This is a genomic window from Methylobacterium sp. 1A, assembly GCF_058072805.1.
The window spans coordinates 1923362-1944272 of the sequence record NZ_JBYQVE010000001.1 but is presented as its reverse complement, the minus strand read 5'-3'; the positions used below and the strand labels follow the sequence as shown (position 1 = coordinate 1944272).

Annotated in this window: 19 protein-coding genes and 2 pseudogenes; 15 read left to right on the top strand and 6 right to left on the bottom strand. The window is 68.6% G+C overall.

Annotated features, from left to right (window positions below; genetic code table 11):
* The first annotated feature begins 107 nt into the window (after window positions 1-107).
* From ACX9MN_RS09550 to ACX9MN_RS09535, 4 genes are all read left to right on the top strand, one after another.
* Window positions 108-1763, top strand: coding sequence for a patatin-like phospholipase family protein (locus ACX9MN_RS09550; RefSeq protein WP_408902994.1), 1656 nt, complete (start codon window positions 108-110; stop codon window positions 1761-1763).
* Window positions 1764-1834: 71 nt separating this feature from the next.
* The gene (locus ACX9MN_RS09545; RefSeq protein WP_408902993.1) at window positions 1835-2050 is read left to right on the top strand and encodes a ferredoxin; all 216 of its coding nucleotides are present in this window, start codon (window positions 1835-1837) and stop codon (window positions 2048-2050) included.
* Window positions 2047-3372, top strand: coding sequence for an NAD(P)/FAD-dependent oxidoreductase (locus ACX9MN_RS09540; protein ID WP_408902991.1), 1326 nt, complete (start codon window positions 2047-2049; stop codon window positions 3370-3372). The genes ACX9MN_RS09545 and ACX9MN_RS09540 overlap by 4 nt, the downstream gene beginning before the upstream one ends.
* Window positions 3365-4606, top strand: a complete 1242-nt coding sequence (locus tag ACX9MN_RS09535) for a cytochrome P450 (RefSeq protein ID WP_408902990.1) — start codon at window positions 3365-3367, stop codon at window positions 4604-4606. The genes ACX9MN_RS09540 and ACX9MN_RS09535 overlap by 8 nt, the downstream gene beginning before the upstream one ends.
* Before the next feature lie 237 nt (window positions 4607-4843).
* Here the strand turns inward: ACX9MN_RS09535 and ACX9MN_RS09530 are convergent, their stop codons facing one another.
* Window positions 4844-7555 (bottom strand): MGH1-like glycoside hydrolase domain-containing protein, encoded by a 2712-nt coding sequence (locus ACX9MN_RS09530; protein WP_408902989.1) that lies wholly within the window; start codon window positions 7553-7555, stop codon window positions 4844-4846.
* A gap of 11 nt (window positions 7556-7566) precedes the next feature.
* Window positions 7567-9552, bottom strand: coding sequence for an amylo-alpha-1,6-glucosidase (locus ACX9MN_RS09525; RefSeq protein WP_408902987.1), 1986 nt, complete (start codon window positions 9550-9552; stop codon window positions 7567-7569).
* A gap of 184 nt (window positions 9553-9736) precedes the next feature.
* Here ACX9MN_RS09525 and ACX9MN_RS09520 point away from each other — a divergent pair, with 184 nt between their 5' ends.
* Window positions 9737-10000: a hypothetical protein gene (locus ACX9MN_RS09520; protein WP_408902986.1), complete on the top strand. Its 264-nt coding sequence runs from the start codon at window positions 9737-9739 to the stop codon at window positions 9998-10000.
* A gap of 7 nt (window positions 10001-10007) precedes the next feature.
* Here ACX9MN_RS09520 and ACX9MN_RS09515 read toward each other — a convergent pair whose 3' ends face one another.
* The 4 genes from ACX9MN_RS09515 to ACX9MN_RS09500 all read right to left on the bottom strand — a co-directional run bounded on the left by ACX9MN_RS09515 (window position 10008) and on the right by ACX9MN_RS09500 (window position 13309).
* A complete protein-coding gene (locus ACX9MN_RS09515) occupies window positions 10008-10235 on the bottom strand; it encodes a zf-HC2 domain-containing protein (RefSeq protein WP_489724291.1) in 228 nt (75 codons plus the stop codon).
* Window positions 10236-10261: 26 nt separating this feature from the next.
* Entirely contained in the window at window positions 10262-10924 is a 663-nt protein-coding gene (locus ACX9MN_RS09510) for a sigma-70 family RNA polymerase sigma factor (protein WP_408902985.1), read from the bottom strand.
* A complete protein-coding gene (locus tag ACX9MN_RS09505; protein WP_408902984.1) occupies window positions 10911-11483 on the bottom strand; it encodes a chlorite dismutase family protein in 573 nt (190 codons plus the stop codon). Before ACX9MN_RS09505 ends, ACX9MN_RS09510 begins: the two co-directional genes overlap by 14 nt.
* A 935-nt stretch (window positions 11484-12418) precedes the next feature.
* A complete protein-coding gene (locus ACX9MN_RS09500; RefSeq protein ID WP_489725218.1) occupies window positions 12419-13309 on the bottom strand; it encodes a LysR family transcriptional regulator in 891 nt (296 codons plus the stop codon).
* Window positions 13310-13623: 314 nt separating this feature from the next.
* On the opposite strand from ACX9MN_RS09500, the gene ACX9MN_RS09495 reads away from it, so the two are divergent.
* The 10 genes and pseudogenes from ACX9MN_RS09495 to ACX9MN_RS09450 all read left to right on the top strand — a co-directional run bounded on the left by ACX9MN_RS09495 (window position 13624) and on the right by ACX9MN_RS09450 (window position 20856).
* Window positions 13624-14490 (top strand): alpha/beta fold hydrolase, encoded by an 867-nt coding sequence (locus ACX9MN_RS09495; RefSeq protein ID WP_408902982.1) that lies wholly within the window; start codon window positions 13624-13626, stop codon window positions 14488-14490.
* Window positions 14409-14858: pseudogene (locus ACX9MN_RS09490) on the top strand (Rossmann-fold NAD(P)-binding domain-containing protein); the annotation flags it as partial. The gene ACX9MN_RS09495 and the pseudogene ACX9MN_RS09490, both read left to right, overlap by 82 nt.
* A 106-nt stretch (window positions 14859-14964) precedes the next feature.
* Window positions 14965-15423: an NAD(P)-dependent oxidoreductase gene (locus ACX9MN_RS09485; RefSeq protein ID WP_408903611.1), complete on the top strand. Its 459-nt coding sequence runs from the start codon at window positions 14965-14967 to the stop codon at window positions 15421-15423.
* An 18-nt stretch (window positions 15424-15441) separates the two neighbouring features.
* Window positions 15442-16017, top strand: a complete 576-nt coding sequence (locus ACX9MN_RS09480; protein ID WP_408902981.1) for a carboxymuconolactone decarboxylase family protein — start codon at window positions 15442-15444, stop codon at window positions 16015-16017.
* Between the two features lie 22 nt (window positions 16018-16039).
* Window positions 16040-16762, top strand: coding sequence for a glutathione S-transferase family protein (locus ACX9MN_RS09475; RefSeq protein ID WP_408902980.1), 723 nt, complete (start codon window positions 16040-16042; stop codon window positions 16760-16762).
* Window positions 16759-17454 carry a glutathione S-transferase C-terminal domain-containing protein gene (locus ACX9MN_RS09470; protein WP_408902979.1) on the top strand — a complete coding sequence of 232 codons (696 nt, stop codon included), beginning with the start codon at window positions 16759-16761 and terminating at the stop codon, window positions 17452-17454. Before ACX9MN_RS09475 ends, ACX9MN_RS09470 begins: the two co-directional genes overlap by 4 nt.
* Before the next feature lie 53 nt (window positions 17455-17507).
* Window positions 17508-18737 (top strand): annotated as a pseudogene (locus tag ACX9MN_RS09465) (ABC transporter substrate-binding protein).
* A gap of 54 nt (window positions 18738-18791) precedes the next feature.
* On the top strand, window positions 18792-19109 hold the full coding sequence (locus ACX9MN_RS09460; protein WP_408902978.1) for a DUF1330 domain-containing protein: 318 nt from the start codon (window positions 18792-18794) through the stop codon (window positions 19107-19109).
* A 1151-nt stretch (window positions 19110-20260) separates the two neighbouring features.
* Window positions 20261-20437: a hypothetical protein gene (locus ACX9MN_RS09455; RefSeq protein WP_408902977.1), complete on the top strand. Its 177-nt coding sequence runs from the start codon at window positions 20261-20263 to the stop codon at window positions 20435-20437.
* Between the two features lie 227 nt (window positions 20438-20664).
* A complete protein-coding gene (locus ACX9MN_RS09450; RefSeq protein WP_408902976.1) occupies window positions 20665-20856 on the top strand; it encodes a hypothetical protein in 192 nt (63 codons plus the stop codon).
* Window positions 20857-20911: the final 55 nt, after the last annotated feature.

Sequence of the window (20911 nt, the reverse complement as noted above, 5' to 3'; positions counted from 1 at the left end):
GCACCTGCGACGTGGCGCCCGTCCCTGCCGCCCGGGCTCCGGGGCGCACGGAGATTCCGTTTCTTGCCGCCCTCGACGGAGACGCCGACGTCGCGATCCGGGCGCAGATGACCTCCGTCGCCGTCGCCGGAGGGCGGACGCTGTTCGAGGAGGGGGACGAGGCCGACGCCCTCTACACGCTCGTGAGCGGCGCGGTCGGCCTCTCGATCCGCGACCCGCGCGACGGCAGCGTGCGCCGCCTCATCCGTCTCGCCCCACCGGATACCGTGGGCGAACTCGCCCTGCTCACCGGCGAGCCGCGCTCGATCACGGCAACGGCCCTGCGCGATACGCACCTCCTGCGGCTCTCCCGCGCGTCGTTCGAGGATCTGATCGCCGCCCATCCCGGGACGCTGCTCTATTTCGCCCGGATCCTGGCCGCGCGGCTGCGCACCGCCCATACGGGCGTGACCCTGAGCCATGCGCCGCGGAGCTTCGCCGTCCTGGCGGTGACCGAGGGCCGCAAGGCGACGGCCTTCGGCGAGCGGCTGGCGCAGGCCCTCGATGCTGCGCTGCCGGGGCGGACCGGCTGCCTCTCCGAATGGCCCCCCGAGGCCGACGAGGCGTGGTTCCACAGCTACGAGCAAACGCACGACCGCACGGTCTTCGTCGCCCACCAGATCGACTGCCCCTGGTGCCGGCTCTGCCTGCGCCACGCCGACCACGTCCTGTTGCTGGCCGAGCCAGGCGCGCCGCCACGACCCGGCGCCGCGGACTATCTCGCTTCGATCCGCTCCGACTGGATCCGCATGGACCTCGCCGTGGCGCAGCCCGCCGAGGCGCGCCTGCCGCGCCCTCTGCACCCCGACGTCGCCGCGCTGCCCTTCTCCCTGCGGCTCCAGGTTCGCGAGAACCACGGTGGTGACTTCGCCCGGCTCGCCCGGATCGCGTCCGGCCATGCCCGCGCCCTTGTCCTCGGCGGCGGCGGCGCCCGCGGCCTCGCCCATCTCGGCGTTCTGCGGGCGCTCGGCGAGGCCGGGCTCGACATCGATCTCGTCGGCGGCACCAGCATGGGCTCGATCCTGGCCGCCAGCGTCGCCCTTGACTGGAGCCTAGACGCGATCGAGACCCACACGGTGGCTTCCTTCGTCGGACGCAACCCCCTCGACGACTACACCCTGCCGTTCCACGCCCTGACGCGCGGGGCCAAGGTGGATGCGGGGTTGGCCGAGCGGTTCGGCGATGCCCGCGTCGAGGATCTCTGGCGCCCGTTCTTCTGCGTGTCCTCGAACCTCACGACCGGCACCGCAATGGTCCACCGGGCGGGCCCCCTCGACCGGGCGATCCGCGCCAGCATCGCCATTCCCGGCCTGCTGCCCCCGGTGGCGAGTGCGGACGGCATCCTCGTGGACGGCGGCATGATGAACAACCTGCCTGCCGACGTGATGGCCGATCTCGACCGCGGGCCGGTTCTCGCCGTGGATGTCGGCAGCGACGCCGCCTTCCAGGTCATGCCGCGGCAGGGCCGGAGCGCGCGGGCGTTCCGGCGCCTCCTCGGCATCTCGGACCAGCTCCCCGGCATCGCCCACCTGCTCCTGCGCTCCGCGATGGTGTCGAGCGACGCCCAGACCATGGCGGCCGTCACCCGGGCTGCGGTCCTGCTCAAGCCCTCCTTGGCCGGGGTCGATCTGCGGGCGTCGTCGAGCTTCGAGACGACGGCCGAACTCGGCTATCGCTGCGCCCGGGAAGCGCTGGAGTCGGGCCGCCTGGGAGCCTGGACATGAGCCGCTCCGATGTTCGGGCAGGCGCAGCTCCCGACCGACCGGTCATCCGCACATCTCTTCGGAGCCCCTGAATGCGTGTCGTCGTCGATCTCAACCGCTGCCAGGGCTACGCGCAGTGCTGCTACGCCGCCCCTGAGCATTTCGAGGTGCGCGGTCACGAGATCCTGTTCTACGATCCGGCGCCGCCCGAGGCGAAGAGGTCGCAGGTCGAGCGGGCGCAGCAGGCCTGCCCCGTCCGGGCCATCGCGATCGAGCCCGCCGGACTCGCCGAGGGTGACGAGCCGTGACGGACGGGCAGCGACCGGGCATCGTCGTGGTAGGCGCCTCCCTCGCCGGCCTGCGGGGCGCGGAGGCGTTGCGGGACGGCGGCTATGACGGCCCTCTGACCCTGGTCGGGGACGAGCCGCACCGGCCCTACGACCGGCCGCCTCTGTCCAAGCACGTCCTGGCGGGCGAGCTTCACCCCGACGCGACCGCGCTTCCGCAACTCACTCGTCTGCGCGCACAGTGGCGGCTCGGCCTGCCGGCCGTCGCCCTGGACCGGGACCGCCGGGTGGTGCGCCTCGCCGACGGCGCGACGCTTCCCTACGAGATGCTCCTGATCGCCACCGGCGCCAGGGCGCGGCCATGGCCCGGAGAAGGCGCCGATCTCGCCGGGATCTTCACGATCCGGACCCTGGAGGATGCCCGCTCCCTGCGGAGCGCGCTGGCGCTGCGGCCAAGCCGCGTCCTCATCGTCGGCGCCGGCCTGATCGGCTGCGAGGCCGCCTCCTGCTGCCGCGATCTCGGCCTGGCGGTGACGCTCGTCGATCCCAACCCGACGCCGCTCGCCCGCCTCCTCGGGACGGTGATCGGGGCCACGCTCGCCGGGCGGATGCGGGCTTCCGGAGTGGACCTCCGCCCGAACGTCAAGGTGCTGGCCTTCTCCGGCGAGGATGGACAAGTCCGCCGCGCCCACCTGGCGGGTGGTGCGGACATCGCGACGGATCTCGTCATCGTCGCCCTCGGCGCGACGCGCGACACGGGCTGGCTCGCCGCGGCCGGCCTCGTCGCCGACCAGGGGGGCCTGACCTGCGACGCGGCCTGCCGCGCCCTGACCACGACGGGGGAGCCCGATCCCGCCATCTACGCGGCCGGCGATGTCGCGCGCTGGCCGAACCCACTCACCGACGGCCGCTTGGTGACCGTCGAGCATTGGGGCAACGCGGTGGACCAGGCCCGGCACGCGGCGGCGAACATGCTTGCTCCGCCCACGGGCCAGGTCGAATACCAGCACGTGCCTTCCTTCTGGTCGAGCCAGTTCGGTCTCAACATCAAGCTCGCCGGCCTGACCGAGGGGGCGGAGGCGCTCGCGATCGTCCAGGGATCGCGGGCCTCGCACCGGTTCCTCGCCGTCTATGGCCGGGCCGGGCGAACCGTCGCGGCCCTCTCCTTCGATCAGGCACGCTGGCTTCCCGCCTATGCCGAGGCCGTGGCTGACGGGGCGGCCTTCCCGCCGATCCTCGGCGCCACCGACCAGCCGCGGATCGAGACCCTGGAGCCCGGCTTTCCCAGCCCGCGGCGATCCTCCGACCGATCCGTTACGGCTCTGGAGACGGCCCATGCCTGACGAGACGCTGTTCGCGCAGGTTCTCGATCCGAGAAACCGGGCGAACCCCTATCCCCTCTACGCACGCTTGCGCGAGACGCCCGTGTCCCTGCAGGCGGACGGCAGCTACGTCGTCAGCACCCATGCCGCGCTGAAGAGCCTGATTTTCGATCCCCGGCTGAGCTCGGAAGACCTGCCGCCCTCGCGGCGACCCAGAACGGGCAACCCTCTGAAGGACTGGATCCTCAACCCGATCCGGAATCGGGTGGTCAACGGCCATCGCCCGCTGATCTTCCGCGATCCGCCCGACCACGACACCCTGCGCGGTTTCGTGATGAAGGAGTTCACGATCGCCCGGGTGCGGGAGTCTCACGCCAAGGTTGCGAAGCTCGTGGATGCCCTGATCGACAAGTGCCACGGCCGCGACACCGTCTGCCTGGTGGAGGACCTTTCCTATCCGCTGCCGGTGGCCGTCATCTGCGAGCTGCTCGGCGTGCCCGAGGCCGACGAGGCGCAATTCCACGTCTGGGCGATCCGCCTCGCGACGGCCCTGGAGCCCGACGCGCGCCACGACGAGGCGGGGCGGCGGGAGATTGCCGCAACCTTCGACGCGATCTCCCACTACATGCGTCGGCTGATCCGCGAGAAGCGCCGCCATCCGGCCGACGACATGCTCAGCGGGCTCGCCGCTCGCGGTGGCCGAGGCAACGCGGCCATGGGCGACATAGACCTGATCGCGACGGCGATCCTGCTCCTCGTCGCGGGTCACGAGACGACGGTGAATCTCATCACCAACAGCATGCTCACCCTGCTCAGGCATCCGGAGGAGCTGGGAAAGCTGAAGGCCGACCCCGAGCGGGCCCCCCGCGTGATCGAGGAGATGCTGCGCTACGAGCCCCCCGTCCATTTCCGCACCCGCAAGGCGCTCGGCGCCATCGCGGTGGCGGGAACGACGATCCCGGCGGGATCGTCGGTGGTGCTGCTCTTTGCGGCCGGAAATCGCGACCCGGCGCGGTTCGAGCAACCGGACCGGTTCGATCCCGACCGGACGGACAACCAGCATTTCGGGTTCGGCGGTGGCCTCCATTACTGCGTGGGCGCGCCCCTCGCGCGGATCGAGGCCGAGATCGCCCTTGTCACGCTCTGCCGGCGCCTCATCGCACCGAGGCTCCTGGACGACCCGCCGCCTTACCGACCGGGCGCTTCCCTCCGCGGTCCACAGCACCTCGGCATCGCCATAGCGGGGATCGCGTGATCCTACAGGCGCGAACGGTTCTGAGACGATGGCGAGAGCCAAGCGCGGTCGTCTTGCGGAGCGGGGTACGTCAGCTCTGGACTTGCGTCGGTCTGGATGCTCCTCGTCGTTTCGTCTGGATCGAGGAGCCGGGAGCGGTCCTCCTTCATCTGCGCGCCGAACCAGCTGGTGATGGACGACTTCAGCGAAGCGATGTCTCCCCCGCAGGATAGGACACCGGAGCCGCGGGTCCGATCGTCAGGACGGGATAGCGCGGGTGATCGGCAGTGCGGTCAGGCGCCCGGGCCTCAGGAGTAGTGCTACTAGGCCTGTCCAGCCCGTCTGATGCATCGCGCCGAGCCCTGCGCCGGTATCGCCGTGGAAGTACTCGTGAAACGGGATGCAGTCGCACACATGCGGATCGTCGGCGAGAGCGCCATAGGAGGCGAGCACCGGCCGGCGTCCATCTGGCCCGCGCAGGAATAGCCTGCAGAGGCGCTGGCTCAATTCGTCGGCGATCTCGGGCAGACTGAGATAACGGCCGGAGCCGGTCGGGCACTCGAAGCGCGTGTCGTCGCCATAGAACGTCCCGAAGCGGTCGAGCGCCTCGATCAGGAGGATGTTAATCGGCATCCAGACCGGGCCGCGCCAATTCGAGTTACCCCCGAACGTGGCGGTCGTCGATTCCGCTGGTTCGTAGTCGACGGAGTAGCGGGCACCGCTCCAATCGAGAACGAACGGGTGCTCGGCATGCGCCTTCGACAGAGAGCGAATACCGTGGTCGGAGAAGAGCTCGGTCTCGTCGAGCATCCGCGCCAGAAGCGCCTTCATGCGGTGCCGGCGCAGCAGCGAGAGCAGCATCCGGTCGCCGCCCGGGCCGGGCGGCGGTCCCTCACCCTCGCCTTGGCTCCAGTGCGAGACCAACGCGGCGAGGTCGGGGCGGTTACGCAGCATCCACTCGGCCCGGCGCGCGAAGCCGGGGAATCGGTCGCGCAGGGAAATGTCGAGCACCTCGACGGCGCAAAGCGGGATCAACCCGACCAGCGAGCGAACCCGCAGCGGCAGCATCTGGCCGTCGGGAAGGTTCAGAACGTCGTAGAAGAATTCATCCGCCTCATCCCAGAGGCCGACCCCGCTGCCGCCGATGTCGGTCATCGCCTCGGCGATGTAGAGGAAGTGCTCGAAGAATTTGGTCGCGATGTCCTCGTAGACCGGGTCCTCGGCGGCCAGTTCGAGGGCGATCCGCATCAGGTTGAGCGTGTACATCGCCATCCAGGCGGTGCCGTCGGCTTGGTCAATGGTGCCGCCGGTGGGCAGCGGCGCCGAGCGGTCGAAGATGCCGATATTATCCAGTCCGAGGAAGCCGCCCTGGAAGACGTTGCGCCCGTCCGCGTCCTTCCGGTTCACCCACCAGGTGAAGTTCAGCATCAGCTTGTGGAACACCCGCTCCAGGAAGGTCCGGTCGGGTCGCCCGGTGAGCGCGGCGTCCATCTGGTAGACGCGCAGCGCCGCCCAGGCATGAACCGGCGGGTTCACGTCGCCGAAGGCCCACTCGTAGGCCGGCAGCTGGCCGTTGGGGTGCATGTACCACTCGCGCGTCAGCAGCACGAGTTGGCCCTTGGCGAATTCTGGGTCAATCAGCGCGAAGGTCACGCAGTGGAAGGCGAGGTCCCAGGCCGCGTACCAGGGGTATTCCCAGGTGTCGGGCATCGAGACGATGTCGGCGTTGTTGAGGTGCGCCCACTCGCTGTCGCGTCCGTGTCGCCGCTCCGCTGGGGGCTCCGGCTGCGTCGGATCGCCCATCAGCCAGCGGCGCACGTCGAAGTGGTAGAATTGCTTCGACCAGAGCATGCCGGCCAGGGCCTGGCGCTGGACGAGGCGTGCGTCGGGGTCCGTCATGTCGCGTTGAAGGGCGGCGTAGAAGGCGTCGGCCTCCGCGACCCGACGCGCGAACACCGCCTCGAAACCCGCGTCGTCGAGACCCGGCGCGTCGGCCGGGGACAACCGGTAGCGCAAGACGATCGTCTCGCCGGCCATTAGCGAGTGGCGGCTCAGCGCCGCGCACTTGGTGCCCTCGTGGAGCGGGTTCACCCGCGTGCGGGTTCCCGCCACCACATCGTCGTTGATCGCGTCCTTGGGGTGGTACGATCCGCTCACGCCGAACAGGCGAGCAGTGTTGGTCTCGTTCTCGCAGAACAGGAACTCGGCCGGCTGTAGGGCCCTGAACAGCCGACAGGGACCCGCGGCGCGGGTCGCCTCGACGCTTGGCCCCTCGACGAGCCGGAGGAGCGGCCGCTTCGGATCCTCGCGCCACGACCACGTGTTGCGCGACCACAGATGGGGCAGGACGTGGATTTCGGCCGCTTCCGGCCCGCGATTGACGACCGAGACCCGCATCAGCACGTCGTCGGGGGCGGCCTTGGCGTACTCGACCGTGACGTCGAAGCAGCGGTTCTCCGCCAGTACACCGGTGTCGGCGAGCTCGTACTCGGGCATGTCGCGGCCCTTGCGCCGTCGGTTCTCGGCCACGAGCTCGGCGTAGGGAAACGCCGCGTGCGGGTACCTGTAGAGCATCCGCATGTACGAGTGCGTCGGCGTGCCGTCGAGGAGCCAGTAGAGTTCCTTCACGTCTTCGCCGTGGTTGCCCTCCTCGTTGGTCAAGCCGAACATCCGCTCCTTGAGGATTGGGTCCCGCCCGTTCCAGAGGGCCAGCGCGAGACACCACAGCTGCTTGTCGTCGCTGAACCCGGCGATGCCGTCCTCGCCCCAGCGGTAGGCCCGCGAGCGCGCGTGATCATGGGGCAGGTAGTCCCAGGCGGTGCCGTCCCGGCTGTAATCCTCGCGGACCGTCCCCCATTGCCGCTCGGCGAGATACGGTCCCCAGCGGTGCCACCCGTCCGCGGCACAGGCCCGAAGACGGCGTCCTTCCTCGGTCTCGAACAGGTGGGATGCGTTCGGGCCCTCAGGCATTGCGGTCTCCGTCAGAACGCTTCGAGGCCGAGCATCCGGCGCAGGCGGATATATTCGCCAAGCGACCAGGCCTGGAACGGGCAGCCGCCGGGTCGATAGGGCGCATCGCCGTCGGCGACTTCGCTGATATGACCGAGGCCGGCCTCGCCGAGGTGCTGCTCCAGCGGCGGCAGAAAGCGAGCCCGCCCCTCCGTCAGGGCCGCCTCGCTGCGGCCGCGGACCGAGAGCCACGCGTCGACGAAGGGACCGAGCAGCCAGGGCCAGACCGTGCCCTGGTGGTACGCACCGTCTCGCGTCCGCGCGTCGCCCCCGTAATGACCGGCATAGGCGGGATCGTCCGGCGACAGGGTGCGCAGGCCGAGCGGCGTCAGAAGCCTGTGCTCGACCGCATCGACGACGGATTTGGCGAGCTCCCCAGTCAGGAGCGGAAACGGCAGACCGCCGACGCAGAAGATCTGGTTCGGACGCACCGCCGCATCGTGCGTGCCGGGGACGTGGTCGACATCGGCGACGTCGAATAAGCCACCCACCGGGTTTGGAAATTTCTGCGCGAAGCTCGCTCGCGCCGCGGTCTCGGCCTCGGAGAAGCGCGGCTCCCACAGCGTCGCCGCGATGTGGAGGGCGTTGATCCAGAGGGCCTGGATCTCGACCGGCTTGCCGATACGGGGCGTGACGACCCAATCGCCGACCTTGGCGTCCATCCAGGTGAGTTGCCATCCGGGCTGACCGGCCGCGATCAGACCATCCGCATCGGCCCGGATGCCGAAACGGGTACCGGCAGCGTAGCCATCGAGGATCGCGAGGCAGGCTGTACGCAGAGCTGGCTCAGACTGGACGGAGCGCCCAACCAGCCTGCAGGCTGTCAAGAAGTCGTACACGCTGACCACGTACCAGAGCGAGGCGTCGACGGAATTGTATTCCGGTACCTCGCCGGAATCCGGGAAACGGTTGGGCATCATGCCCTCGCTGACGACGCCCGCCCAGGCTCTGAGGATGCTCTCCGCGGTGTCGAGTTCGCCGGTCGCCAGCAGCAGACCGCGCAGCGCGATGAAGGTGTCACGCCCCCAATCCGTGAACCAAGGGAAGCCTGCCACCAGGGTACTGCCCCGTCCTCGATCAACTCGGTAGCTCAGGGCACTTCGGCGAAGATCCGGACCGGCCCGCGTCGCGCGCGCCGCGGCGATCATCCGGTCAGCCAAGGCTCGGACGCGGACCGGCCCGCTCTCGCCAGCGCGTAGCAGCATCAGCCCGGGCTCGGGCCCCGCGAGATCGAAGCGAAAGCTGCCGGGCGCGGCGAGATCCTCGACGCAGTCGAGTCCCCGCGCCCGCTCCGCCGCGTAGAGGAACTGGCGATACCAGTCCGGTTCATGTCGATAGGTGCCCGTGGTCAGGGCGGAGATCGCCGGTCGATCCGGATAGGGATGCCACGTGACGCAGGTTCCGGTCTCCGCGCCGCCGATTTGTGGCGTGAAGTCTAAAGCGGGATTTGCGGTTTGCAGGCTGTGGTAGTCCCGTCCCGAGAGCAGCGGGACGACGACGAGCGTGCAAGGACCGGCGCCTGAGATCCGCCGCCATCGCAGCAGCGTGTCGCAGGCATCGGGATCAACCAAGATCTCCTGGGTGATCTCGGTGCCATCCGGCAGGCCGAATGTCCAAGACGGCCAGGGCTCGTGAGTGAAGCTCGTAATTCGCTCAAAACCGCGCGGATGGATCACGTCCGGCAGGTAGCGCTGGGTGCTGAGATCGAAGCGGCCAGTCGTCGTCTCAACCCATGCCTCGATACCGTTGACGAGCACCGTCCGTCCGGTCGGCGGATGCGCCGCGGTGAGCAGCAGCGCATGATAGCGCCGGGTCCGGACACCCGCCACAGTGCCGGAGGCGAAGCCGCCGAGCCCGTCGGCCTCCAGCCACTCGGACTCCTCAAGCGGCAAGGATACCGCGTCAGGCATCCCGGTGTCCCGCTCCGTCCCCGCGCCATCCGGCGTGCGCAGCCACACGCGGATCCGGCCTCCTGCAGGCACTCAGGATCATGGCGCGATCGTCGCGCCGCGGAGAACCCCGATGTTCGATCCAGCCCGCTCCCTTCCTCCGATCGTCGGCGCGATCGCGGCCTTCTTCAGCCTGATGGTCGTCGCCTTCGCCTGAACGCTTCCCGCTTCAAACCTCGTAGGGACAAAGATCATGACCCGCTCCGTTTTCGCCGCCATCGCTCTCATCACCTTCGCTGCGTTCCCGGTCAGTGCCGCGCCAGTCGATCAGTTGCCGGCCGCGGTCGGTTCGGCATCGACGATGCAGCGGGCGCTGTTCCGCCAAGTGACGTCGAACGGTACGACGAAGCCGGGGGGCTCGGCCCTCGACGGGCGCAGTGGGACCACCGCGGCGCTCGACCGGAAGAGTCGCGCTCTGCACAACCTGATCGCAACCTCGATCTGCACCGGTTGCTGACCGGCGCTCACCGCGAGGCCTCCCGCAGGGCCGCCACGAGTTCGTCCTCGCGGGCGGAGTCGAGGGGCGGAGGCGGGAGCCGGCCGAGAGCGTCGCGCGTGAGTGCGATCTGCCGCACGAAACGCCGGCAATTCCTGCAGGTCGCGAGATGAAGCCGGATGCGCCATCGAACGCGTCCGGACACCTCCGCGTCCACGAACGCGCCTGCCTGCTCCGCCGCCTCTCGACACCGCATCCGATGATCCTCGCCCGTTCCGCTCGTCACGCTCGCGCCGCGTCGCGGGTCAACGCCTCGAACACCCGTCGGATCTTCAGCCTCGCTCGATCGAGCAGCACGCGCTGACGCGCCTCGCCGAGGCCGAGCAACTCCTCCGTCTCGCGCGGGCCGAAACCCTCGATGTCGCGATGCCGGATCACGGCGGCCTCGTCCGGCGGCAGAGCGGCGATGGCCGCCTCGACCGCTTGCCAGACCTGCCGCCCCGCGAGCCCGCGCTCCAAGTCGATCTCGCTCCAGTGCCAGGGCGCCTCGCGCCAGTGGCCGTCGGCGAGAAAGGCATCGGCGTCGAAACCGGATCCCTCGTCCTCGTCATGCCGGGGCGTGAGTTCCGCGAAGGTCGCGGTGCGCCTGGCGGAGACCGAGGCCTTGCGCGCGATGTTCAGGACGATCCCGGTCAGCCACGTGCGCAGCGACGAGCGCGCCTCGAATCCCGCGATGTTGCGCATCACCGCGATCCAGGCCTCCTGCACCGCCTCCTCCGCCGCCTCCCGCGTCAGGTGTGCGCCACGGGCGATCGCCACGAGCCGCACGTGATAGCGCCGCACGAGGATCCGGAAAGCGCCCTCCTCGCCGAGCCGAAGCCGCGGAAGCAGCAGGTCGTCGCTCGGTTCCAGATCGGCCGTCATCACCGGATCAGCCTGGCGCATCACGGGTCAACCTGATGTCGACCTCGCGCTCGACGAAGGTCCACTCGCGGGTAGCGCGTAGCGCTGCGACGAGCGCCTCGAAGGCTACCTCGTGCTCCGGCGCGAACTCGAACCACGTCAGGAAATCGAACGGCTCGCCGAGGTCACGACTGTGGTGGAGTCGCCGTGCGATCGCCGGCAGGTAGCCGAGGCCGATGCTCGTGTGGTGCGAGGTTTCCTCGAAGATCGCCCGGCGCTCGTCCTGAGCCAGCTCCCACCAGCGCGCCGACTTCCTGATCGGGATCAGGGCGGCCCGCGTCGCCGAAGGTCGATCGAGAGGTGGCTGCACGGCGCGTAGCCGCTGCGCCTCGTTGCTGGTTGTATAGCGCAGATTGCTCACCACCCCGCGCAAGCGCCAGATCGTGCCGGTCGAAGGACCGGTCCGCTGTTCCATGTTGCCGATCGGAAGGCTGACGGAAAGGCGGGTTGCGCTGGGCAGACGCTCCCCAAGCGGCGACTCCACGCGCGTCACCCGCCAAGGGCCTGCATCGCCACCCGCGAACTCGATCAGGTCGATCATTCCGCCATCCTCTCGGTAAAGGCCGCTTCGCTTGCAAGGCTCGCCGCGTTACACAGGCGAAGGCAGTCAACATCTTCCCCGCCCTGAAGGACGAGGATTTTCGGAGACCGTGAGATCTCGTCCAGTTGACGCTACATAGGGCCGCTGATGCAAACCCTCCACGTTGAGCAAAGGTGTGTTCCATCTCTGACAAATATCAAACGCCGCGTTCGTGTCGGCAAGAACGTGGCGAGAAGGATAGGTCGGAGAAGGTTTCATTTGTCGAGGCACCATTTCTATCGGGTGGGCCAGATCCTGTGTTTCGTGCCGATCCGCAGCGACGATGATCGGGCCCTTGCCTGCGGCGAGGCGGGCAGTGTACGCGGCGCGTCGTCTGGGACTGCGCCGTCGACCGGGACTTGTCACCCGGCCGAGCGGGCTGCTTGAGGGGGTGAAACAGCCGGGAGACCGATAGGAGCACCTGATGCATTCCACACCGCAATCCGGATAGCTAAGAAACTCGTGGGCTCGTCACCCGGTGCAACGCCGGATGGGACGCACCGGGCCGTACGCGCCCATGAAGGGAGCGCATCAGGTCATGGCTTATCGGATCGGCTAAGGTCCGCGCGCTCGCTCCGCCCGTCGACGCAGACTTCGACCACCGCGATCCTGGTCCCGTTCCGTAGGATCGACGGTGGAAGGTTCGCGAAGACGCCGGCGTCGAAAGATCGGTCGACGAGCCGCTCATCGGCCTTCCGCGGATACGTCCTCGCGAATCGGCCATCGGCATGGTCCCCGACCGTGCACACGACGAGGACCGCCGCAAACGCGTGGATCCGCGAGTCGGGCACTTGTACGACATCCCGACTCTCGTCGCTCATTCAAACGACCGATGATCGACCAGTTGCGGAAACTTTCCCTTCGAGCCGAGGTGAGGCCAAGCCCCTCGAACGCTCTCAACCGGCGCCAGAGATCCGTGCGTCCTGCAGAAATTCTCTTCTCAGGTAGTCGATGGCTGCCCGCACCTTGAGCGGAACGAACCGGCGCGACGGGTAGACGGCCTGCATCGGCAACGGCATCGGGTGGTGAGCGGGGAGGATGATCTTCACCCGTCCCGTCTCGATCTCGTCGCGGAACGCCCAGATCGGCACGACGCCGATGCCGAGGCCCGCGATGACGCCCTCGCGCACCCCTTCCGAATTGTTGACCCGGAAACGACCCGCGACGTCGACCGAGACGGGTCCATCCGGGCTCGTGAACGACCAGCGGTGGCCGGCGACCAGACGCGTGTAGACGATGCAGTCATGGGCGGCGAGGTCGCCCGGGCACGTGGGTTCGCCGCATTTCGCGAGATAGGCCGGGGCGGCGACCGTGGCGCGCCGCGTGATCCCGATCCGTTTCGCGACGAGGCCCGGATCGGTGATCTCGCCGACCCGGATCGCGAGGTCGATCGCCTCCTCGACCAGGTCGGAGAAGGCGTCGTTCATGATGAGATCGACGCGGATGTCCGGGTAGCGCTCCGCGAACAGCGCAAGGCGCGGCACGACGTGCAGACGCCCGAACACGACCGGCACGGTGAGCCGCAGCGTTCCGGACGGCCGGCCCTTGCGCCTGCCGACCGCGGCTTCGGCCTCGGCCAGCGTCTCGAGCGACCGCAGGGCGTGTTCGTAGAAGACGCGACCGTCCTCCGTCACGGCGAGCGCGCGGGTCGTGCGGGTGATGAGCCGCGTGCCGAGATGCTGTTCCAGCGAAGCCACTTGCCGGCTGATCGTCGGCTGGGTGGTACAGAGCTCGGCCGCCACGGCGGTGAAGCTGCCGGCCTCCACGACCCGCACGTAGGTCCGCATGGCCGTGATCAGGTCGTTCATCCATACCGTCCCCGTATCGTCCGGAGCTCCGACACCCCGTAGCCGACCGCGGCGGACCGGTCACCGATGACCGCCGATCGAGGCGATGGATTCCGGCGGGCTGCGACGCCCCGCGAGACCGACGCATCCTTCGCCACGCGCCGCATCGCTCGCGCCGCCACGGTCCTGGTCGCCACGAGCGCCCAGGATCTTCCAGCGCGTACTCATACAGGTCGCGTATAGATCCTATTCCCGCGTCACCTCTTCTCACGAATCCCGATTGTCCGCACGCTTGTTGCAAAGGGGAGACCTTCATGGCTCCGGATGCACGGCACCATACGACCCAGGTCAACGGCATCCGGATGCACTACCTGGACGCGGGTGCGGGCCCGGCCGTGCTGCTGCTGCACGGCTATCCGGAGACGCATTTCGCGCGGCGCCATCAGTGGCCCGTCCTGGCCGAGCGGTATCGGGTCATCGCTCCGGATCTGCGCGGCTATGGCGCGACCGACAAGCTCGATACGGGATACGACAAGCGGTCGATGGCGGGAGACGTCCGGGCCCTGATGGCGCATTGCGGCATCGGGCATGCCGCCCTCGTCGGTCACGACCGCGGCGCCCGTGTCGCGACACGGTTCGCCAAGGACTACCCGGAGGCCATCGACCGCCTCGTCGTGATCGACAACATCCCGACGCGCGTGCTCTTCCAGGCCACGGACGCGCGGCTCGCCAAGCTCTATTGGTTCTTCTACTTCCAGCAGGTGCCGCATCTTCCGGAGGCGCTGGTCGCAGGGCGCGAGGAGATGTTCCTGCGGCACTTCTTCGATAGCTGGTCCTACGCGCCGGGTGCGATCGGCGAGGAGGCGGTGGCGGAGTACGTCCGCGCCTATTCTCGGCCCGGCGCCTTCCGCGGCGCCTTCGCGGACTACCGGGCAGGACCGGTCGACCTCGCGCAGGACGAGGCCGACGCCGACCGGCTGATCGCGTGCCCGACCCTCGCGATCTGGGGCGCCGACTTCGACCTCGTGGGCCGGACCTTCGACGTCCTGACCGTGTGGCAGGGCATGGCCGGAGACGTGCGCGGCGTCGCCATTCCGCAATGCGGGCACCTGCCTCCAGAGGAGCGGCCCGACCGCGTCAACGCGGAACTCCTTGCCTTTCTCGAGCCGTGGCGGGGCTGACCATGACAAGGCGGAAGGTCGTCGTCACCGACCACGTATTCCCGAACCTGGAGCCCGAACGCGCAATCCTCGACGGCTTGGCCGATCTGGTCGTCGCGCCGTCCACGGACCCGCAAGCTCTGCCGGAGGTCTGCCGCGATGCCGACGCTCTGCTGAACTGCTACGCGAGGCTTCCGCCGACCCTCGTCCAGCAACTGGAGCGCTGCGCGATCATCGCGCGCTACGGCATCGGCGTGGACACGATCCCGCTGCCCACGACGCGGGACAAGGGCATCCGGGTGACCAATGTCCCGGACTACTGCATCGAAGAAGTCGCCGATCACACCCTGGCGCTGATGCTGGCGCTCGCCCGCGGGCTGGTCCGCGGGATCGACCAGACCCGCGCGGGCGGGTGGAACGTGGCCGCCGTCGCGCCTCTCCACCGCCACCGCGCACGCACGCTCGTCCTGCTCGGGTTCGGGCGCATCGCGCGCCCTGGGCCTGGACATCCTCGTGTGCGACCCGTTCGTCCCTCAGGATCCGATCGCGGGGCTGGGGGCCCGCCGCGTCGAACGCGACGAGGCCTGGGAGGCGGCCGACATCCTCTCGCTCCACGTGCCGCTGGGGGCCGAGACGCACCACGTCGTCAACGCCGAGAGCTTGGCGCGGCTGAAGCCCGGGGCCCTCCTCGTCAACACCTCCCGCGGCGGCCTCGTCGACCTTCCCGCAGTGTGCGCGGCGCTGGCATCGGGGCGATTAGGCGGCGCCGCGCTTGATGTCCTCGAGACCGAGCCGCCGACGGCGGAGACTTGGATCGGGACCGTTCCCAACCTCATCGTGACGCCGCACCTCGCCTTCTACTCGGAGGAATCGCTGGTCGATCTCCAGAGGCGCACCGCCGAGGAGGAGGCCCGGGCGCTGCGCGGCGAGCCAGCCCTCAATCCCGTCCACTGATCGCAGGAAGGCACCGTCATGGACCTGACCATCCACACCCCCGGGACCGCGCCCGAGCGGTCGAAGCCGATCGCGGCCGACTCGCTCGAGCGCTACGGCTTCCTGCCGAACCTGCACGGGATCATGGCCGAGTCGCCGGTGATGTACGAAATCTATCGGCAGACCGGCGCGACCTTTGCCAGGCGCACCCTGTCCGCGCTCGAACGCCAGATCGTCCTGCGGGCGATCGACTACGAGAACGAGTGCCATCACTGCATGGCGGTGCACTCGCCGATCGCCACGCGCGAGAGAATTCCCGGGGCGATTCTGTCCGCGCTGCGCCACGGCGACCCGCTGGCCGACCCGAAGCTAGAGACGCTGCGCAGCTTCGCCGCCGCCATGACCCGGACCCGCGGCCAAGTCGGGCAGGCCGAGCTCGATCGCTTCGAAGCGGTCGGCTACACGCGGGAGAACCTGCTCGAGGCGATCGTCGCCATCGGGTACGAGGTGCTCGGCAACGACATCGATCACGTCGCGGCCACGCCCCTCGACGCGGCGTTCGAGGCCTACGCGTGGAGCAAGCTCGAACCCGGCCAGCAGGCCGACGCGGCCTGAATGGCGCGGTGGGACGGGTCCGATGGCGCTGAAGCTCTACGATCTCGCGGCGGCCGACGAGCGCGTCCGGTTCAGTCCGTTCGTCTGGCGCGTGCGTCTGGCGCTTGCGCACAAGGGCCTCTGGGCCGACACGGTGCCGTGGCGCTTCACCGACAAGGCGGCCATCGCCTTCTCGGGCCAGGATCGCGTTCCCGTCCTAGTGGACGAAGGCGCGGTGATCGTCGATTCCTGGTCGATCGCCTGTCATCTCGACGCCAAGTATCCCGACCGGCCGTCCCTGCTGGGTCCGCGCGAGGCCCGAGCCGGGATCGTGTTCGTCAGGAACTGGTGCGACGGGGTCGTGATTCCCGAGATCGGGCGCCAGATCGTGCTGGACGTCTGGACCATCCTGCACGAGCGCGACCAAGAATACTTCAGGCGCACGCGGGAGGCGCGGTTCGGGGCGACGCTCGAGGCGGTCGCGGCGGGCGCCGATCAGGCCCTGCCCGCCTTCCGGGCCTCCCTCGAGCCGCTCCGCGCGACCATCCGGTCGCAACCCTTCCTGGGGGGCGAGCGCCCGAACTTTGCCGACTACATCGTATTCGCCGCGTTTCAGTGGGCTCGATGCTCGTCGCCGCGTGGACTCCTAGCGGCGGACGACCCGGTCGCGACCTGGCGCGACCGGTCGCTCGCCCTCTTCGACGGCCTGGCTGCGAGGGCGGCTCGCGCCCACCTCTCCAACGAAGGATCGGATTTTCCGCCATGATCGACGTGCATTTCTGGACGACCCCGAACGGCTACAAGATCCTGCTGGCGCTGGAGGAGGCTGGAGCGGCCTACCGGATCGTGCCGGTCAACATCAGCGAGGGCCGGCAGTTCGAACCCGACTTTCTGCGCATCTCCCCGAACGGCCGCATGCCGGCCATCGTCGATCACGCGCCGGCCGACGGCGGCGAGCCCGTTCCGGTCTTCGAGTCCGGCGCGATCCTGATCTACCTCGCCGAGAAGCTCGGCGGCCTGATGCCCGACGACCCGCGCAGCCGCAAGACCACGCTGGAATGGTTGATGTGGCAGATGGGCGGGCTCGGCCCCATGCTCGGCCAGAATCACCATTTCAGCCACTACGCGCCCGAGCGCATTCCCTATGCGATAGAACGCTACGTCAAGGAGACGTCGCGCCTCTACGGGGTCCTCGACGAGCGATTGGCCGATCGCCCCTTCATCGTAGGCGACGCATACGGCATCGCCGACATGGCGGCCTACCCGTGGTGCCTGCTGTGGGAACGGCAGGGTCAGCGGATCGAGGAGTACCCGAACGTCCGCCGTTGGCTCGATGCCCTGGCGGTGCGCCCCTCCGTGCAGCGCGCCTACGCGGCCGGTAAGGCCGTCAACACGACTCCGACCGTCACCGAGGAGTCGAAGGCCATCCTGTTCGGCCAGGGACGCCGCGGCGGCTGAGCGCCGCGACCACGCTTCCGAAGCCCGAGCGTCACGACACGGGGAGGACGACCATGACCGGACGGTTCGGCGGGCGCGGCCGCGCCGCCGCGTTCCGCGCGCTCGCGGCGGCCCTCGTCCCGACCGGTGCTCCGGCCGCGGAGGCCTACTCCGACGGCGTCGTCAAGATCGGTGTGCTCAGCGACCGATCGAGCGTCTACGCGGACAAGTCGGGCGCGGGCTCGGAGCTGGCCGCCCGCATGGCCGCGGAGGAGGCGGCGGCGCTGTTGCCCGGGGTCGCCATCCGGATCGTCGGCGCCGACCACCAGAACAAGCCCGACATCGCCTCGAACCTCGCCCGCCGCTGATTCGACATCGACAAGGTCGACATGATCACCGACCTCGGCAACTCGCCCGTGGCGCTCGCGGTGCAGTCGCTGGCGCGCCAAGCCAACAGGCTGAACATCATCGTCGGGGGCGGGACCACGCGCCTGACGGGCGCGGACTGCTCGCCGAACGGCTTCCAGTGGGCCTGGGACACGAATGCGTTGGCGGTCGGGACGGGAACCGCGATGACCGAGGCCGGCGGCAGGAGCTGGTTCTTCATCACGGCGGATTACGTCTTCGGCCAGTCGCTCGAGAAGGACACGGCCGCGGTGGTGGCGAGGCTCGGCGGCAAGGTCGTGGACAGCGTCAGGCATCCGCTGAACACCGCCGACTTCGCCTCCTACCTCCTGCAGGCGCAGAGTTCCGGGGCGAGCGTGATCGCGCTCGCGAACGGCGGGACGGACCTCTCGAACGCGTTGAAGCAGGCGGCCGAGTTCGGCATCGGGGACGGCGGGCAGCGCCTGGCCGGTCTACTCGTGTTCGAGACGGACATCGATGCGGTCGGCCTCGGGGCGGCCCAGGGCTTCGTCTTCGCGACCGGCTTCTACTGGGATCTGAACGAGCGCACCCGGGCGTTCTCCGCCCGCTTCCGCGCGCGGCACGGAGCGCCCCCGACGATGATCCAGGCCGCCGTCTAATCGGCGACGCTGCAGTATCTGAAGGCCGTCGCCGCCGCCGGGACGGACGACCCGAGACGCGTCGCCGAGAAGCTGAGGGAGCTGCCCGTGCGCGACGCGTACACCGACGACGGCAAGATCCTGCCGAACGGGCGCATGGTCTACGACTGTCATCTCATGCAGGTGAAGTCACCGAACGACTCGAAAGGCCGATGGGACTACTACAAGCCGCTGCGGACCATCTCCAGCGAGGTGGCTTTCGAGACCTTCGAGGAGAGCGGCTTCAAGCTCGCCCGGTGACGTACGGAGGCGGATGCCGAGGCGCTCTCGAACGCGCGGCGAGGGAAGGGACTCATGTCAGCCTATTTCATCGTCAGGGCCGATGTCCGCGATCCAGCCGCCTATCAGGCCTACGCGTGCCGCTCGCCCGGGGTCCTCGCGATGTTCGGGGGCCGACACATCGCACGGGGCGGGCGCACCCTGACGTTCGAGGGTCCACCCGAGACCCGCCGTATCGTCATCGCCGAGTTCCCGGATTTCGCGAGCGCCGAGCGCTGCTATCGGTCGGCCGCCTATCAGGCCATCATCCCGCATCGGCGGGATTGCGCGGACTTCGATTTCATCCTTGTGGACGGTTGCGCGCCCGATCCTACCGCCAGCGGACCACTCTGATCCAGACAGCTGAATGCCGGCGGCGGAAGTCCTTGCCGCAGGAACTGGATCGCTTCCTACGCCGGCGCCTGACTGAAACATGCGCTCGTGGGCGGGAGAAATGGCCGAGGAGATCCGCGCTGTCGAAAAGAGCATTCTTTGACCGCCATTCGATCGGTTCTGTACAGCGCCCCCGCTCCGAAAGGTCGCAAGTTCCTGCTGCGATCTACAAACCGGTCAAATGCCAGGGATCACGATCTGCCACGATCATGACCCCTCTCGATCCACCCTACCTCGCTCGACCGCAAACGGGTTGCTGCGCTTCGTCCGATCCCGCCGCGCTCTGCCGGCGGCTCGACGAGGGTCTCCGTTCGGCTCGGGAGGTGATCCGGTGTCCGCCTCAGGTCAGGGGACGGACATGGGCGCACCATGACCGTCGATCAGGACGGACGCGGTGTCCGCGACCGACTCGCGGCGGCTGGCCAAGCGCGAGGCGCGCCGTTGGATGGACCTCGCACGCCGGCGCTCGCCAACGCACTTGACGGCATGAGCCGAGCGCACGCGGCCCGCACGGCCGGGACCGAGCGGAAGGCGTTGCGCGACGCGGTGGTGCGCTTCAGCGAGAGTGAGGAGGCCGCGCTCTCCGCCTGCATCCTGCGCGGTTCCGACCCGGAGTGCGGTGACCCGTCGAACGGGACCCTTCCCGACCTCTGCCGCTTCATCGGTAATCCTCGAAGACTCGGCTATCCGGATTTCGATGTGAAACGCCAGAGCTGTTCCACACCGGGGTCGAGACTATCTCGGCTCCCCTGCAGCCGCACGAGAGACCGGGCTACGAGCCCCGACCGACGGCGCAGCCCCGGATGACGCTCCGCTTACGCTGCCAGCCACGTAGCCGACAGGGGCCGGCGATCCGGAGCAAGCCCCGAGAGGAGGCGGACGTGAAAGGCTGCCGTTTCGATCTCTCGGCCAACCACTGCGCGCATCCGCACGCATGCTGCGGCAGCGTCGCGTTGGGCTGACTCCCGTCATTCCACAGCCCATGGACGACCTCCTCGGTTCAGGACGGCCGAGCCGGACGAAGATCGGCAACGGATATCGGCGATCTTGCATGAGATGCGCGTCTAACTTATTTGGAAATCGTAACTTTCAAGCCCACCCTGATCGGCAGGATGTCCGCATTTTTGGAAAACACCTCGCGTATAGAGCCCTGCTTTTTCAAAGGCGACATCCCTCGAGCCGTTGCCGATCTGGTCGTCGAGATCCACTCTGCCGCAGCCGATCTTGGAAAATCCCTGCATCCGGATTCGGTGGCCGAATTGGCCGAATTCGTCCGGGTCACGAACTGATATTACTCAAACCTCATCGACGGCCACGACGCCCGCCCAAGGACATCGAACGCGCCCTGACCGGCGCCGAATTGGAGTATGAGACGCGCCCACTTGCACTCGATGCGCGCACTCACGTCCAGATCCACCGCGAGATCGACTCACTTCACCGTGAAGGAAGGTTGCCGTCTCCGACCTCCGTTGAGTTCATCCTCTGGGTGCACAGGCGCTTCTACGAGGAGATGCCCTTGGAGTTCCGATGCATTCTTCTGCCCGGCGGCCACAACGCGGCGATCGTGCCGGGCCGTTTCCGCAACAAGGCGGAAGAGAACGTAGCGGTCGGAAGGCATGACCGACCATCATCCGAAACCGTGGTCGACTTCATGGCGCATTTCGCCAAGCGCTTCGGCATGGCGGAAGCAGGGCAAGTACTCGCGTGATCGCGATTGCCGCTGCCCATCATCGGTTCAACTACATCCCACCTTCGTGGACGGC